We start from the raw sequence: 15,401 nt of genomic DNA on the forward strand, positions 1-15,401 counted from the left end.
CGGGTGCTTTGCCATGGTCACAGGCGGAACGCCGCCCCCAACTCCGCAACGCCAGCAAACTAGGGCCACGCGGACGAAGTAGCGACCTGTACCGGCATGATCACCGGCCGTCCGGCATCCCACCGCGGCCGGATCCGGTCAACCGGCGTGAAAGACGTTCTGCGCCGCGGCGAGCCCGTCGGCCACCAGCGCCTCCACCGCGTCCGCCGCCCGGTCCACATCGAGCTCGAGTTCCTTGCGCTCCGCTGCGGAGAAGTCCTTCAGCACGAACGCCGCCGCGTCCATCCGCCCCGGCGGCCGGCCCACCCCGAACCGCACCCGCAGATACTCCTTCGCCGCCAGCGACTTCGTCACCGAACGCAGCCCGTTGTGACCGTTGTCACCGCCGCCCTGCTTCAACCGGACCGCGCCGAACGGGATGTCCAGCTCGTCATGGACGACGATCAGCCGCTCCAGCGGCACCTTGTAGAAGTCCAGCAGCCCCTTCACCGGCCCGCCCGACTCGTTCATGAACGAGCGCGGCTTCGCCAGCACCGCCCGCGCGCCCGCCAGCCGTCCCTCCAGCACGTCCGCCCGCGCCCGATGGGACTTGAACCGGCCCCCGGCCCGTGCCGCCAGGACGTCCAGCACCATGAACCCGGCGTTGTGCCGGTTCTTCGCATACGACGGCCCCGGATTGCCCAGCCCCACCACCAGCCAGAGATCCGCGCTCACCCGAACTCCTCACATACGACCACGGCCTCCGCAGGTGCGCGCACCTGCGGAGGCCGTGAAAGAACCATGCGGCCCGCCGAACACGGCCGCGCGGCGGACGCCCGCCCTACTCGGCGGCGGGCTCGCCCTCGCCCTCGGCGGCCCCTTCGGCCTCACCCTCGGCCTCGGCCGCGGCCTCCGGCTCCGTCGCGGCCGTCGCGTCGAGGATCTGCAGGACCAGCGTCTCCTCGTCCGCCACCAGCGTCGCCCCCGCCGGGAGCTTCAGGTCCTTCGCGAGGACCTGCGAGTCGACCTCCAGGCCGGTCACGTCCACGTCGACCGACTCCGGAATCTTGGTGGCCTCGGCCTCGATGGAGATCTCCACCACCGTCTGCGCCACCTGACCGCCCGCGACCACGTCACCGACGACGTTCACCGGCAGGTCGACGACGACCTTCTCGCCGCGCTTCACCAACAGCAGGTCGACGTGCTCAAGGAACCCCTTGACCGGGTCCCGCTGCACGTCCTTCGGGAGGGCCAGCTCCGAGCCGTTGCCGAGACCCTCGATGGTCAGCAGCACGTTCGGCGTCTTGAGCGCCAGCATCAGGTCGTGCCCCGGCAGCGAGATGTGCTGCGGGTCGGTGCCGTGACCGTAGAGGACGGCGGGCACCTTGCCGGCCCGGCGGGTGCGCCGCGCGGCACCCTTACCGAACTCGGTGCGCGGCTCGGCGGCAATGCGTACCTCGGACACGGCGAAAACTCCTCGTTGTTGCGATCCACGGCCGTCCAGCACTGGACGTCCGCTACGGACAGAGCGAATCAGGCGATGCTCGATGCGTCAGGCGCCTCGAAGATTCTTTGCGTTCCCCGGGGAGTGCGGCTCCAGTACCGGCACCGCACTGAACGACCCGAGGCATGCGCGATTCAAAGAGTCTAGCCGATCGCCCGCCACGCCAGAGCCAGCTGTGTCCGTCCAGGGGGCCGGCCCCCTGGAACCCCCGTCAACGACGCAGGCGATCCTCACGACGCCGTTGCGGTCTTTCGTGCCCGTTACGGGCGTGCGCGACGTCGCTGCGGTCGCCTGCGTCGCCGGGCATGCCCGCTGCGCTTGCAGGGCTCGCTCCGCGTGCCTGCCCGTGCCGCGGTGGTCGAGCTTCGCCCCCGACAGGGTGGCCTGTGACTCAGCCGAGAGGCGGCATCGGGGTGGACGGGCTCTCGGATCAGCTATGGCCGCCGAAGAGGCTTGTTACCGAACCGTCGCTGAAGACCTCGTTGATGGCGCGGGCGACCAGGGGGGCGATCGGCAGGATGGTCAGCTTGTCGAACTGCTTCTCCTCCGGGATCGGCAGCGTGTTGGTCAGCACCACCTCGGAGATCCGCGAGTTCTTGAGCCGGTCGACCGCCGGGCCGGACAGCACGCCGTGCGTCGCCGCGACCACGACCTTGGCCGCGCCCTGCTCGAACAGCGCGTCCGCGGCCTTCACGATCGTCCCGCCGGTGTCGATCATGTCGTCGACCACGACGCAGGTGCGGCCCTTGACCTCGCCGACGACGTCGAAGACCTTGACCTCGTTCGCGACGTCCGGGTCGCGCTTCTTGTGGATGATCGCCATCGGGACGCCGCCCAGCCGGTCCGACCACCGCTCGGTCACCCGCACCCGGCCCGCGTCCGGCGCGACCACGGTGACCTGCGAGGTGTCCAGCCGGCTCTCGAAATGCCGGGCCAGCAGGTCCAGCGCGAACAGGTGGTCCACGGGGCCGTCGAAGAAGCCCTGGATCTGCGCCGTGTGCAGGTCCACCGTGATCAACCGGTCGGCGCCCGCCGTCTTGAACAGGTCCGCCATCAGCCGCGCCGAGATGGGCTCCCGGCCGCGGTGCTTCTTGTCCTGCCGCGCGTATCCGAAGAACGGCGCCACCACGGTGATCCGCTTGGCGGACGCGCGCTTCAGCGCGTCCACCATGATCAGCTGCTCCATGATCCACTGATTGATGGGAGCCGTGTGGCTCTGGATCACGAAGGCGTCGGAGCCCCGGACCGACTCCAGGAAGCGCACGAACGTCTCACCGTTGGCGAAGTCGTACGCCGACGTTGGTGTCAACTCGATCTGGAGGTTGTCGGCTACTTCCTTGGCCAGGTCCGGGTGGGCTCGGCCGGTGAAGAGCATCAGCTTCTTCTGACCGCTCGCTTTGATCCCACTCACCTCTGACAACTCCCCCTCAATGGAACCGTGCCTTATCCGTGGGTCGTGACCCCACTCCCCGCGCACCACAAAGACTCCTGTGCACGGGTTGCTCTGTTGTTACGGAGGACGCCTCTGTCCTCCTTGTCCCCGCCCTGTGGCGGGGCAGTCACCACCGGGCCGCGTTAGGGCGCGCCGTCGTCCTCGCCCCTCGCCCGGCGGGCCGCCTCGGCCGCCGGGCTCCCCGGCCGCCTGCGCTCCACCCAGCCCTCGACGTTGCGCTGCGTCGCCCGCGCGACCGCCATCGCCCCCGGCGGGACGTCCTTGACGATCACCGACCCGGCCGCGGTGTAGGCGCCGTCGCCCACCGTCACCGGCGCGACGATCATGTTGTCGCTGCCGACCTTCACATGCGACCCGATCACGCTGCGATGCTTCTGGACGCCGTCGTAGTTGACGAACACCGAGCTCGCGCCGATGTTCGAGCCCGCGCCGATCTCGGCGTCGCCCACATAGGTCAGGTGCGGCACCTTCGTGCCCTCGCCGATGTCGGCGTTCTTGGTCTCGACGTACGTGCCGACCTTGGCCTTGCGCGCCAGCCGGGTGCCCGGCCGCAGGTAGGCGTAGGGCCCGACGGTCGCCTCGGCCCCGATCTCCGCCTCCACGCACACGGCGTTGATCACGGACGCGCCCTCGCCGACCCTCGTGTCGGTCAGCGTGCAGCCCGGACCGACCAGCGCGCCCTCAGCGAGGTGCGTGCCGCCGCGCAGCTGCGTCCCCGGGTGGATCTCGACGTCCTGCTCGGCGGTCACGTCCGCGTCGATCCATGTGGACGCCGGGTCGATGATCGTGACTCCGGCCCGCATGTGCGCCTCGAGGATCCGGTCGTTCAGCTGCCTGCGCGCCTGCGCGAGCTGAACCCGGTCGTTCACGCCCTGCGTCTCCACCCAGTCGGCGGCCAGATGCGCGCCGGCCCGGTGGCCGTCCCCGCGCATGATCGCCACCACGTCGGTGAGGTACTCCTCGCCGCCCGCGTTGTCGGTGGTCACCCGCTTCAGCGCGTCCGCCAGCAGGGCGCCGTCGAACGCGTACATGCCGACGTTGATCTCGTTGATCGCCCGCTGCTCTTCGGTGGCGTCCTTGTGCTCGACGATCGCCTCGAGGCTGCCGTCGGCCGCCCGGACCATCCGCCCGTACCCGGCCGCGTCCGGCATCTCGGTCGTCAGCACGGTGGCGGCGTTGCCCTCGTCCTCGTGCGCCTGGACGAGCGCCTGCAGCGTCTCGCCCCGCAGCAGGGGGTGGTCGCCGTTCGTGACGACCACGGTGCCGTCGAGCGCGCCGGTCTGCTCCAGCGCCATCCGCACCGCGTGGCCCGTCCCGCCCTGCTGCTCCTGGACGGCGGCCTCCGCGTCCGGCGCGTGCTCGGCGAGATGCTCGACGACCTGCTCGCGCCGGTGCCCGACGACCACGACGAGCCGCTCCGGCTCCAGCCGCCGCGCGGCGGCCAGCACGTGCCCGAGCATGCTGCGCCCGCACAGCTCGTGCAGGACCTTCGACTTTCGGGACTTCATCCGGGTGCCCTCGCCCGCGGCGAGAACGATGACGGCGGCCGGTCGGCTCGCAGCACTCACAAGGAGGCTCCTCGGCATCGCGGACGGGATCGGTCTCGGACGCGCCCACCTGCGAGATCACGACAAGGCAGGCCGGAACGCACCCGACACGGGCAGGATACCGCCCGTCCCGCCCCTGTCACCCCGCGGCCCGCCCCGCCTCACCTCAGAGGACATTTCAGACAGCTCCGGCGCCAGGACTTGAACCTGAACTATAGGCACCAAAAACCCATGTGCTGCCGATTACACCACGCCGGATCAAAACGGACGGACCGGGACAGAGTCCCGAACCCGCCGGCACCTACGATACCGACTGGCGCCGGAGAGACCCACCTCAGTCCGCCGAGACGCTAGGCCTGCCGGGATCTTCCCGAGCAGGCACCGGCCGGCCCAATCCGCCGCGCCTGCCCAGGATCTGGCCGAGAACCGCATCGGACCGGCTGGTCAGCCGCGCCTCGGCAGCCGCGCCACCGAGCATGGCGCCGTAGACCCAGCCCTCGATGCGCCGATAGCTCTTGTCCTTCTCTCCCTCACACCAGTAGATCAAGGCTCCCGCCACGAGAATGTCCCGGTCATCGAACTCGCCGACTTCGCGGCACGCCGCCAGCTTCACCGTCAGCCGCTCCTTCTCCCGTCTCTCGTGGTACGGGATCCAGTGCCCTTCCCACATCGCCGCGTGCCGCTCAGGGGTATAGGGGCGGCGAGGTGGGCGAGGGAGGTCTCTTAACCAGAGCGAGCAGGTGCTCTTGCTGATGTTCAGCGACTCGGCGATCTCGTCGTAGGTCTGGCCTCGGCGGCGGAGTTCGATGGCCTTGGGCTTGAGCATGTCTCGGATCTCGTCCGGCATCGGTCCAGTCATGGGAAAACCATACCAGTAAGTTAACTCTGCGTTGCCAATATCTTGCTCTCCGTAATGATGTGAGCCGGTCGCTTGCCCGGATTGGTTTACTGCGTCCGTTATGGGCAAGCCCTCTTCGTATCCGGCACCTCAGCGAGGGAGCCGAGACCCGACTCGGCGTCGCGCCCGAGCAAATCCGAGCAGGGTGCGGTCCCGCGCGAGTGGCGGGGCACGGGAGGGATTGGTGACCGGTGAGGTAGTTTCGCACCGAATTTGCCGTTCGACGCTGTCCAACCTACGGTTCCGTAGGTTACGTTGGCGTAGGTAAGGACTTGCCTAGTCGCAGGAAGTGGTGACCGCATGACAACGGCTCCAACCGTGGATCCTCCCCGACCGCAACCGCGTCCCGAGATCAATCCCGAGTCGCGGGGCAACGCCGAACGCGTGCTCATCGCGGTGTTCACCGGTGTGCCGTTCCTCGCGCTGTTCGCGGCGGTTCCACTGGCCTGGGGCCGGTTCCTGGGCTGGACGGACGTCGTGCTCATGGCGGTGTTCTACGTGCTGTCAGCCGGGGGCATCACGGTCGGCTACCACCGGTACTTCACGCACGGTTCGTTCAAGGCCAGGCGGGGTTTGAAGATCTTCATGGCGCTGGCCGGGAGCATGGCCATCGAGGGGCCCGTCATCACGTGGGTCGCCGACCACCGGCGCCATCACAAGCACTCCGACAAGGAGTTCGACCCGCACTCGCCGTGGCGGTTCGGCGACGACTGGAAGGCGTTGACGAAGGGGCTGCTGTGGGCGCACTACGGCTGGCTGTTCGACGCCAACCGGACGTCCAAGCAGCGGTTCGCCAAGGACCTGCTGAACGACCCCGACATCAGGCGCATCCACCTGGCGTTCCCGGGGCTGGTGGCGGCCTCGTTCCTGCTGCCGGCGGCGATCGGCGGGCTCGTCACCATGTCGTGGGCGGGCTTCCTGACCGCACTGTTCTGGGCCGGGTTCGTCCGGATCACCCTGGTCCATCATGTGACGTGGTCGATCAACTCGATCTGCCACACCTTCGGCAAGGAGGAGTTCGAGGTCCGCGACAAGTCCCGCAACGTGTGGTGGCTGGCGATCCCGTCGCTGGGCGAGTCGTGGCACAACCTGCACCATTCGGACCCGACGTGCGCGCGGCACGGGGTACTGAAGGGGCAGATCGACATCAGCGCCCGGATCATCCGGGCGTTCGAGAAGGCGGGCTGGGCGCACGACGTCCGGTGGCCGGACAGCGACAGGCTGGCGGCGAAACGCACGAAGCAGGCGGTTTGACCGCCACAATTGATCCCGTGACAGATCCCGCTCCCAGGCCCCGCAGAAAGCGGATGACCGGCAAGGAACGTCGCGAGCAGCTCCTCGACATCGGCCGGTCCCTGTTCGCCGAGCGCGGGCTGGACGGCACCTCGGTGGAGGAGATCGCGTCGGCCGCCGGGGTCTCCAAGCCCGTGGTGTACGAGCATTTCGGCGGCAAGGAAGGGCTGTACGCGGTCGTCGTCGACCGGGAGTTCGAGCGGCTGCTGCGCCTCGTCACCGACTCGCTGAACTCGGCGATCCACTACCGCGGGAAGCTGGAGAAGGCCGCCCTGGCGCTGCTGGAGTACATCGAGGAGCATCCGGACGGGTTCCGGATCCTCGTCCGCGACTCGCACGGCGGGACGGGCACCGGCAGCTACGCCAGCCTGCTGAGCGAGATCGCCGGTGAGGTGGAGTACGTCCTCGCCCAGGAGTTCGACCGGCACGAGTACGACGACAGGTTCGCGCCCATGTACGCGCAGATGCTGGTCGGCATGGTCGCGATGACGGGCCAGTGGTGGCTGGACGTCCGCAGGCCGCGCCGGGAGGAGGTCGCCGCGCACGTGGTGAACCTCGCGTGGAACGGCCTGTCGGCGCTGGAGCCGAAGCCGTCGCTCGATCCGCGCCGCCGCCGCAAGGAGATGGAGCGGCAGGAGAAGCGCGCGGAGAAGGCGGCCGCCAAGGCGGAGAAGGCCGAGGAGAAGGCGGCGGCGAAGGCGGAGCGGGCGCAGCGCGCCCAGCGCAAGGCGCGCCGGGATCTGGACGGGATCGCCGACCCGTCGACGTGAGCTCATCGACGTGAGCGGAATGACAACCGGTGGCCGCCCGGAGTTCGTCCGGGCGGCCACCGGCCAGGGGTCGCCGGGCTCGGGTCACGAGTCCGGGATCTGTGAACGCCGCCCGCCCGCCGGGGTCGGCACACCGCAGGGGAACGAGTCGCTTCCCTCGGTGGGCGGGCGGCATCCCGTCTAGGTGGTGTTCCGGGTGGCGATCACGAAGATCCTCCTGAACGGGAACACGGTGCCGTACGGAGCGGCGGGGTAGGCCCGGCGCAGCCGGTCCCGGTAGTCGGCGAGGAATTCGCCGGTCTCGTCCGGGTCGAGTGCGGCGAGGGCGGGTCGTAGCGCGGTGCCCTTGACCCATTCGAGGACGGGGTCGTCGCCCTGGAGGACCTGGGTGTAGGTGGTCTCCCAGGCGTCGACGGAGCATCCGTGGCGGGTGAGCAGGTCGAGGTAGCTGGCGGGGTCGAGGACGGGCGCGTCGTGCTGGAGCCGGCCGAGTTTGGCGCGCCAGCGGTCGGAGCGGCCGAGTTCGCGGAGCAGGACGTGGCTGGGCGCGCCGAAGTTGCCGGGGACCTGGAAGGCGAGCCGTCCGCCGGGTGCGAGCGCGTCCACCCACCTCGCAAGCAGGTCGAGGTGCTCGGGGACCCATTGCAGGACGGCGTTGGAGACGATGAGGTCGACGGCCTCGGCGGGCTTCCAGGTGGTGACGTCGCCGACGCGGAAGGTGAGCCGTCCGGGGATCTCGTGCCGGCGGGCCTCGGCGATCATCTCGGGCGAGCTGTCGAGGGCTTCGATGACGGCGTCGGGCCAGCGGGCGGCGAGGGTGGCGGTGAGTTCGCCGCTGCCGCAGCCGAGATCGGTGACGCGGGCGGGCTCGGCGTCGCCGAGGCGCGCGACGAGCTCGGTGAACGGCCTGGCGCGTTCACCGACGAAGATCCCGTACTGCGCGGGATCCCACACGGCGCCATTTTCTCTCGACATCAAGACACAGCATGCCGCGCCCATATCTTGATGTCAAGAGTCCTACCGCGTGTCGCCCGGGATTCCGTCCGGAGCGACCCCGAGACCTAGGTCCACCGGCCGATGGCGGCGCGCGTGCGCGCGTTCTTAGGCTCGCCGTCATGACAGCGAATGAGTGGGCATTGGTGCTCGGGCCCGGCGGCCCGGTCGGCACGGCGTGGCTGCTCGGCCTCGCGGCCGGGCTGCGCGAGGCGGGCGTGGACCCGGCGGGCGCGGATCTGATCGTCGGCACGTCGGCGGGCGCGATCGCGGGCGCGGCGATCATGACCGGGCGCGACCTGCCGGAACTGGCGGAGCTGCCGCCGCGGGACGGGCCGCCCCGCGCTCCGGCGGACATGTCGGTGATGGCACGGGCGTTCGAGCTGGGCGCCGACCCGGACCTGGCGCCGGACGAGGTCAGGCGCCGGATCGGCCGGCTCGCGCTGGAGGCGGAGGCGCTTCCCGAGGAGGAGCATCGCGCGTCCATGCTGTTCCTGGTCGGGACGGACGAGTGGCCCTCCGGCCGGCTGCTGGTCACCGGGGTGGACGTCGCGGCGGGCGAGCCGGTCGTGTGGGACGCGGCGAGCGGCGTCCCGCTGTCGGCGGCGGTCGCGGCGAGCAGCGCCGCGCCGGGTTTCGCGCGGCCGGTGACGGTCGGCGGGCGCCGCTACATGGACGGCGCGTTCGGCGGCGGGTCCAATGCGGCGCTGGCGAAGGGAGCCGGGACGATCGTCCTGGTCGAGCCGTTCGGCCGTCTGGGGGACGGCGCGCAGGCGGCCGTCCGGATCGCCCCGGACGAGCGGTCGCAGGAGGTGTTCGGGGACAACGTCGGCGACATGTCCCGCTGGACGCCCGCCTACCGGGAGGGGCGCCGGCAGGCGGCGGAGGCGGCCGAGCTGATCGCGGCCGCACTGACCGTGAAATCGGGGAGTGTGTCTCGATATCGAGACAGGTAGGGTGGCGGGATGCGCGATGAGGTCGACAGGCTGGTCGAGGCGTGGAACGCGGAACGCCCGGACCTGGACGTCCGGCCGCTGCAGGTCCTCAGCCGCGTGTCCCGGCTGGCCCGGCACCTGGACCGCGCCCGCCGCGCCGTGTTCGTCGCGCACGACCTGGAGTCGTGGGAGTTCGACGTCCTCACCGCGCTGCGCCGCGCGGGGTCGCCCTACCAGCTGAGCCCCGGGCGGCTGCTTCGCGCGACGCTGGTGACGTCCGGCACCATGACGAACCGCATCGACCGCCTCGCGGCGGCGGGTCTGGTCGAGCGGCACCCCGACCCGCAGGACAAGCGCGGCGTGCAGGTCCGCCTCACCGAGGCGGGCCTGACGCGCGTGGACGCGGCGTTCGCCGATCTCCTCGAACGGGAGCAGGCGATCCTGGAGGGCCTCAGCCCCGATCAGCGTGACGTGCTGGCCGACCTCCTCCGCACCCTCCTGATCCCGTTCGACCGGGACTAGCGCGCGGTCGGACCGGTCAGGACAAGGCGGCCTCCAGCGCGGCGGCCAGCCCGCAGAGCCGTTCCTCGCTTCCGGCCTCGCCGATGAGCTGGACGGACGCGGGCAGGTGCGAGCCCGGCAGCGGGACGGGCAGCGCGAACGCGGGCAGCCCGGCGACGTTGGCCTGGCCGGTCAGCGTGGTGAGCACGAGATCGGATTCGTCCGCCGCGCCGGGTTCGGGGGCGACGCAGGTCAGGACGGGCAGCGCGATCGCCGCGTGCCGGGCGAGGATCGCGTCCAGTTCGGCGCGGAGTTCCTTCCGGGCGCCGAGGGCCCAGTCGATCATTCCGGCCTCCGACACGTCCTTCATCTGCTGGATGCGCCGGTGGATGCGCCCGCTCAGCTTGGACGGGGCGTCGAGCAGGTGCCCGTTCTGCCGCCACCCCTCGGCGCTGACGATGACGCCGTTGACGCCGGCCCCCTGCCCGTAAAGGGGGGACGTGACGTCGGTGATGGGGCCGAGGAGGCGCAGCGCGTCATCGATGGCGGCGTCGATCGCGGGGTCCACGCCGTCCACGCGGAGGCGCGCGACCGGCAGGGCGGGGTCGTACGGGGCGGGTGTGAACCCGGGTTCGATGAGGCCCATGCCGAGGACGACGGCGGCGACGTCGCGTCCCATGGGGCCGACGACGTCCAGGGTGGGCGACAGCGGGTGCACGCCCTCGAGGGGGACGCGCCCGTTGGTGGTCTTCAGCCCGGCGATGCCGCAGCAGGCGGCCGGGATGCGGATCGATCCGGACGTGTCGGTGCCGAACGCGACGTCGGCCTCGCCGGTGGCGACGGCGACGGCGGAGCCGCTGGACGAGCCGCCCGGCACCCGTGACGGGTCGAGCGGATTCACCGGCGTGCCGGACCACGGGTTGACGCCGTCGGCGGCCATGCACAGTTCGTTCAGGTTGGCCTTGCCGGCGACGCGGGCGCCCTGCGCGCGGGCGGCGGCGACGACGGGCGCGTCCGCGGCGGCGGGTTCGGCGCGCTCGGCGACGGCCTCGCAGCCCGCCGTCGTGGGCAGGCCGGCCACGTCGATGGCGTCCTTGACGGCCAGCCGCGGACCGTCACCGGGCATGTCCGTCTTGATGATCCATGTCGTCATCTGACGGATCATCCCGGCCCGGTACCGCTTTCTCCAGCCGGCCGTCCTGCTAGCCGAGATCCTCGGCCAGCATCAGCCATTCCTCCTCGACGCCCGCGGCCTCGGCCTGGATCTCCCGCAGCCGGGCGTCCAGCTCCTGGAGCTTGGCGTAGTCGGTGGCGTGCGCGGCGAGCTGCTCGTGGAGTTCGGCCTCCTGCCCGGCGAGCTTGTCCAGGCGGCGTTCGAGGCGGTCGAGTTCCTTGCGGGCCTTCCAGTCCTGCCCGCCCTTGGGCTTCGCCGCCGGCGCGGGCCTCTCGGCGGCGGGCGCCGCCCCGGGCTTCGGCGCCGCGACCGGCTTGGGGGCGGCCCCGGCGGCGCGGCGTTCGAGGTACTCGTCGACGCCGCCGGGCAGCATCGACACGCGGCCGTCGCCGAGGAGCGCCACGACGTGGTCGGTGACGCGCTCCAGGAAGTACCGGTCGTGGCTGACGACGACGAGCGTCCCCGGCCATCCGTCGAGCAGGTCCTCGACTTCGGTGAGCGTCTCGATGTCGAGGTCGTTGGTGGGCTCGTCCAAGAGGAGGACGTTGGGCTCGCCCATCAGCAACCGGAGCAGCTGCAGGCGGCGGCGCTCACCGCCGGACAGGTCGCCGACGGGCGTCCACTGCCGGTCACTGGGGAAGCCGAGCCGCTCCAGGAGCTGGCCCGCCGTCCACTCGCGCTTGCCGACGGTGATGCGGCGCCTGACCTCCTCGACCGACTCCAGCACGCGCCGGGACGGGTCGAGTTCCTCCAGGTTCTGCGACAGGTGCGCGAGCTGGACGGTCTTGCCCTGCACCACCTCGCCCGACTCCGGCCGGACGGCCCCGTCCAGCAGACGGAGCAGGGTGCTCTTGCCACTGCCGTTGACGCCGACGAGCCCGACCCGGTCGCCGGGCCCGAGCTGCCAGGTCATGCGCCGGAACAGCTCCCGGTCGCCGAGCCGGACGGTCACGTCCTCGATGTCGTAGACGGTCTTGCCGAGCCGCGCGGTCGCGAACCGGGTCAGCTCGACGGAGTCGCGCAGCGGCGGCTCGTCGGCGATGAGGGCCTGCGCGGCGTCGACCCGGAACTTGGGCTTGGACGTGCGGGCCTGCGGGCCGCGGCGCAGCCACGCCAGTTCCTTGCGGAGGAGGTTCTGCCGCTTGGCCTCGGTGGCGGCGGCGATCCGGGACCGCTCGGCCTTCGCCAGGACGTACGCGGAGTAGCCGCCCTCGTAGCGTTCGACGCGGCCGTCGACGACCTCCCACGTCCGGTCGGTGACCTCGTCGAGGAACCAGCGGTCGTGGGTGACGACGAGCAGCGCGACCTTGCGGCCGCGCAGGTGCCGGGCGAGCCAGTCGATCGCCTCGATGTCGAGGTGGTTGGTCGGCTCGTCCAGCATCAGCAGGTCGGACTCGGGGACGAGGAGCCGGGCCAGCGCGACGCGGCGGCGCTCGCCGCCGGACATGCCGGCGAGCGGCGCGTCCAGGTCGAGGTCGGCGAGCAGCCCGGCGAGGATGTCGCGGACGCGGACGTCGCCCGCCCACTCGTGCTCGGCGCGCTCGCCCAGCACCACCGACCGGACGGTGGCGCCGTCCGGGAACGCGTCCCGCTGGGTCAGGTAGCCGAGCCGCACGCCGCGCGCGTGCGTGACGCGCCCGCCGTCGGGCTCGGTCTCCCGGGCGAGGACGGACACGAGGGTGCTCTTGCCGCCGCCGTTGCGGCCGACGACGCCGATGCGGTCGCCCTCGTCCAGGCCGAGGGACACAGAGTCGAGCAGCGGCTCCGGCCCGTAGGCCTTGGCGACGTTCTCAAGGTTGATCAGATTCACGACACCGCCAAGCCTATTGCCCTGGGCGCGCCTCCCGTACGGCCCGCCCGCGCGTGGGGGAGCCCCGCACGTTCAGCCGACCGCGACGATCAGCACGCTCATACCTCGGAACTCGCCCGCGCCGTCACCGGCCTTGCGGGACTGCCGTGGGTCAGTGAACGGCCGGGGGCGTGGAGCGGTCCCCCGCGTGGCCCCGCACGGCGGCGCCCCGCGGGGACGCGCCAGGCGCGTTATGGCGTATGTCACGATCGCGGCGCACGGCGAGTACGGCGAGCGCCGCCATCATGGCGAGCGCGACCAGCCCGAGCAGCACCGGCAGGATCGTCATCGCCGCACCTCGCCGGAGGGATCGGTGCGGCGGGGAATCGCAGTCACGCAGAGTAGGACGTCCGTCGCGGGCAGGAGGTTCGCTTGTGTGCCGAGCGCACCTACCGCACGCCGCGCGACGCGCTCACACGTCAGACCACGGTCGCGCCGGGAACGGGCCCGGACGCCCGGACGACCTGCTCGGCGACGCCCGTCCCGTCCAGCGCGGCCGCGAGGTCGGCGGCGTCCTCGGCGGTCTCGGCGAGGAACGCGCAGGTGGGCCCGGAGCCGGAGACCAGCGCGCCGATCGCGCCGAGGTCCCGGCCGGCGTCGATCGTGCGGCGCAGCGCCGGGCGCAGCGACAGCGCGGCGGGCTGCAGGTCGTTCGACAGCGCGTCGCCGAGGCCCTTGGCGTCGCCGGTGGCGAGCGCGGTCATCAGCTGCTCGGAGACGCTCGGCCACGGCGCCGCCCGCCCCGCCTCCAGCCGGAGCCGGTCGCACTCGCCGTAGACGGCGGGCGTGGACAGGCCGCCGTCGGCGGTGGCGAACACCCAGTGGAACGTCCCGCGGGTGAGGGCGGGGGTGAGCCGCTCGCCGCGTCCGACGCCGACGGCGGTGCCGCCGAGGACGGCGAAGGGCACGTCGCTGCCGAGGTCCGCGCCGATCTCCATCAGGTCGTCCCTGGACAGGACGGGCCGGTCCCGGTCGTCCCACAGCCTGGCGCAGGCGACCAGCGCGGCGGCGGCGTCGGCGCTGCCGCCCGCCATGCCGCCCGCGACCGGGATCGCTTTGCGGATCCGCAGCGCGACCCGGGGTTCGACGCCGAGCCGCTCCGCGACGAGCCTCGCGGCCTTCGCCGCGAGGTTGTCGTCATCGGTGGGGACGCCTCCGATCGCCACCCGCGAATACGGCGCGGCCTGGACGTGCACCTCCAGCTCCCGCGCGGGCTCGGCCGTCACCATGTCGAACAGCGACACGGCGTGGAACACGTTGACGAGGTCGTGGTAGCCGTCATCGCGGATCGGCCCCACGCCGAGTTGGAGGTTCACCTTGGCGGGGACGCGTACCGTCACTGCGCTCACGTCCGAAACCCTACGGGACCTGTCCCCCACTGGTGACGGGGAGGTTGCGGGGGTTGAAGTACGGGGTGGTCGCCAGCTCGCGCAGCGCCGACATCGCGTGCTTGTCACCGGTCACCGAGTAGGCGCGGCGCCTGTCCCGGGCGTTTTCTGCCTGCTCGTCGGAGTTGAAGTACACAACGGCCCTGACCTGCGGGTCCTGCAGGGTCTTGGCGGCCTCGCGCAGCCATTCGTCGCGGCGCGCGCCGTAGGACTTCGGCACCCCGAACTCGGCGATCATGATGGGCTTGTTGTGCTTGCGGGCCCATTGCAGGAACAGCTTCACGGACTCGGACAGGTCGCGGTAGTCGTAGTCGGCGCCGGGCGGGGCGTCGGCGCAGATCCAGTCGACCTGGTCGTCGCCCGGGTAGAACGAGCCGGCGTCGGCGCCGCCGAAGCCGCGGGCGGTGGGGCACCACACCCACGCGACGTTGTGGACGTTCTCCCGCTTGAAGATCTCCCGCATGTGCTTCCACGCGGCGATGAAGTCCGCCTGGGAGTGGACGCGCTTCCCGGCGGACGTCCTGTCCATGTCGCGCGACCAGCGCAGGAACACCGGCTTGCCGAGGGCCTTCACGGCGCGGGCGCGGCGCGCGATGAGCTCGTCGTGCTCGCCCTGGACGATCTCCCGGGTGTCGCCGCCGGCCCAGGTCAGCAGGAGGTACCGGTTGCTGTCCGCGACGGACTTCTCCAGCGCGCCGGGGAAGTCGCCCTTCCAGCCCCGGTAGCTCTGCACGATGTCGAGCTGGCGGCCGAGCCGCCGCTCGAATTCGGCGATCGGCGCCATGCCGGGCTTGCCGGCGTCCTTCCCGGACGGTGAAACCGACGGCGACCCGGACGGGGAGGCGGATGCGGAGCCGGAGGGAGAGGGCCCCCCGGTCCCCTCCGGCGGCACCCAGGCGCCGAAGTAGGCGCCCTGCCGCGGCGGGACCGGCGCCACCCCGGCGCGCGCCGTCGTGGTGACCTTCGGCACGGCGCCCGCGCCGTCCCCGCAGCCGGCCGCCACGATCGCGACCAGCCCCGCGGTCGCGAGCAGCGCGGTCCCCACGAGGGGAAGCCTCGACCCCCCGAGGAGCACTCTGGTCCGCGCCGTCCGCGAACGCGCCTTCACATCGACCTC

At 71.6% G+C, this 15,401-nt stretch carries 15 protein-coding genes and 1 tRNA gene; 4 read left to right on the forward strand and 12 right to left on the reverse strand.

Features of this window, described 5'->3' with window-relative positions; translation table 11 throughout:
* Positions 1–138: 138 nt before the first annotated feature.
* From pth to SM418_RS02920, 6 genes are all read right to left on the reverse strand, one after another.
* Complete coding sequence (gene pth, locus SM418_RS02895; protein WP_371938450.1) at positions 139–714, reverse strand: aminoacyl-tRNA hydrolase; 576 nt, start codon at positions 712–714, stop codon at positions 139–141.
* A gap of 106 nt (positions 715–820) precedes the next feature.
* Positions 821–1,444 carry a 50S ribosomal protein L25/general stress protein Ctc gene (locus SM418_RS02900; RefSeq protein WP_371938449.1) on the reverse strand — a complete coding sequence of 208 codons (624 nt, stop codon included), beginning with the start codon at positions 1,442–1,444 and terminating at the stop codon, positions 821–823.
* 469 nt (positions 1,445–1,913) lie between these two features.
* Positions 1,914–2,894, reverse strand: a complete 981-nt coding sequence (locus SM418_RS02905; RefSeq protein ID WP_371938448.1) for a ribose-phosphate diphosphokinase — start codon at positions 2,892–2,894, stop codon at positions 1,914–1,916.
* Between the two features lie 164 nt (positions 2,895–3,058).
* Positions 3,059–4,504 (reverse strand): bifunctional UDP-N-acetylglucosamine diphosphorylase/glucosamine-1-phosphate N-acetyltransferase GlmU, encoded by a 1,446-nt coding sequence (glmU, locus tag SM418_RS02910; protein WP_371938447.1) that lies wholly within the window; start codon positions 4,502–4,504, stop codon positions 3,059–3,061.
* A gap of 165 nt (positions 4,505–4,669) precedes the next feature.
* Positions 4,670–4,741: transfer RNA gene (locus tag SM418_RS02915), tRNA-Gln, on the reverse strand.
* 76 nt (positions 4,742–4,817) lie between these two features.
* A complete protein-coding gene (locus SM418_RS02920; protein WP_371938446.1) occupies positions 4,818–5,342 on the reverse strand; it encodes a helix-turn-helix domain-containing protein in 525 nt (174 codons plus the stop codon).
* Between the two features lie 339 nt (positions 5,343–5,681).
* Between SM418_RS02920 and SM418_RS02925 the strand changes: the two genes are divergently transcribed.
* Both SM418_RS02925 and SM418_RS02930 read left to right on the forward strand, forming a co-directional pair.
* The gene (locus tag SM418_RS02925) at positions 5,682–6,635 is read left to right on the forward strand and encodes an acyl-CoA desaturase (RefSeq protein ID WP_371938445.1); all 954 of its coding nucleotides are present in this window, start codon (positions 5,682–5,684) and stop codon (positions 6,633–6,635) included.
* Positions 6,636–6,652: 17 nt separating this feature from the next.
* Positions 6,653–7,444 carry a TetR/AcrR family transcriptional regulator gene (locus tag SM418_RS02930; RefSeq protein WP_371938444.1) on the forward strand — a complete coding sequence of 264 codons (792 nt, stop codon included), beginning with the start codon at positions 6,653–6,655 and terminating at the stop codon, positions 7,442–7,444.
* Between the two features lie 180 nt (positions 7,445–7,624).
* Here SM418_RS02930 and SM418_RS02935 read toward each other — a convergent pair whose 3' ends face one another.
* A complete protein-coding gene (locus tag SM418_RS02935; RefSeq protein WP_371938443.1) occupies positions 7,625–8,419 on the reverse strand; it encodes a trans-aconitate 2-methyltransferase in 795 nt (264 codons plus the stop codon).
* A gap of 140 nt (positions 8,420–8,559) precedes the next feature.
* Here SM418_RS02935 and SM418_RS02940 point away from each other — a divergent pair, with 140 nt between their 5' ends.
* The gene (locus tag SM418_RS02940; RefSeq protein ID WP_371938442.1) at positions 8,560–9,393 is read left to right on the forward strand and encodes a patatin-like phospholipase family protein; all 834 of its coding nucleotides are present in this window, start codon (positions 8,560–8,562) and stop codon (positions 9,391–9,393) included.
* 9 nt (positions 9,394–9,402) lie between these two features.
* Positions 9,403–9,894: a MarR family winged helix-turn-helix transcriptional regulator gene (locus SM418_RS02945; RefSeq protein WP_371938441.1), complete on the forward strand. Its 492-nt coding sequence runs from the start codon at positions 9,403–9,405 to the stop codon at positions 9,892–9,894.
* Positions 9,895–9,910: 16 nt separating this feature from the next.
* On the opposite strand, the gene SM418_RS02950 is transcribed toward SM418_RS02945, so the two are convergent.
* The 5 genes from SM418_RS02950 to SM418_RS02970 all read right to left on the reverse strand — a co-directional run bounded on the left by SM418_RS02950 (position 9,911) and on the right by SM418_RS02970 (position 15,329).
* Complete coding sequence (locus tag SM418_RS02950; protein WP_371938440.1) at positions 9,911–11,026, reverse strand: amidase; 1,116 nt, start codon at positions 11,024–11,026, stop codon at positions 9,911–9,913.
* Positions 11,027–11,075: 49 nt separating this feature from the next.
* A complete protein-coding gene (locus tag SM418_RS02955) occupies positions 11,076–12,857 on the reverse strand; it encodes an ABC-F family ATP-binding cassette domain-containing protein (RefSeq protein WP_371938439.1) in 1,782 nt (593 codons plus the stop codon).
* Positions 12,858–13,008: 151 nt separating this feature from the next.
* Positions 13,009–13,185, reverse strand: a complete 177-nt coding sequence (locus SM418_RS02960; protein WP_371938438.1) for a hypothetical protein — start codon at positions 13,183–13,185, stop codon at positions 13,009–13,011.
* A gap of 130 nt (positions 13,186–13,315) precedes the next feature.
* Positions 13,316–14,236, reverse strand: a complete 921-nt coding sequence (locus SM418_RS02965; RefSeq protein WP_371939000.1) for a 4-(cytidine 5'-diphospho)-2-C-methyl-D-erythritol kinase — start codon at positions 14,234–14,236, stop codon at positions 13,316–13,318.
* A gap of 19 nt (positions 14,237–14,255) precedes the next feature.
* The gene (locus tag SM418_RS02970) at positions 14,256–15,329 is read right to left on the reverse strand and encodes a glycoside hydrolase family 26 protein (protein ID WP_371938437.1); all 1,074 of its coding nucleotides are present in this window, start codon (positions 15,327–15,329) and stop codon (positions 14,256–14,258) included.
* Positions 15,330–15,401: the final 72 nt, after the last annotated feature.

Source organism: Actinomadura chokoriensis (assembly GCF_041463665.1).
Taxonomy (GTDB): Bacteria; Actinomycetota; Actinomycetes; order Streptosporangiales; family Streptosporangiaceae; genus Spirillospora; species Spirillospora chokoriensis_A.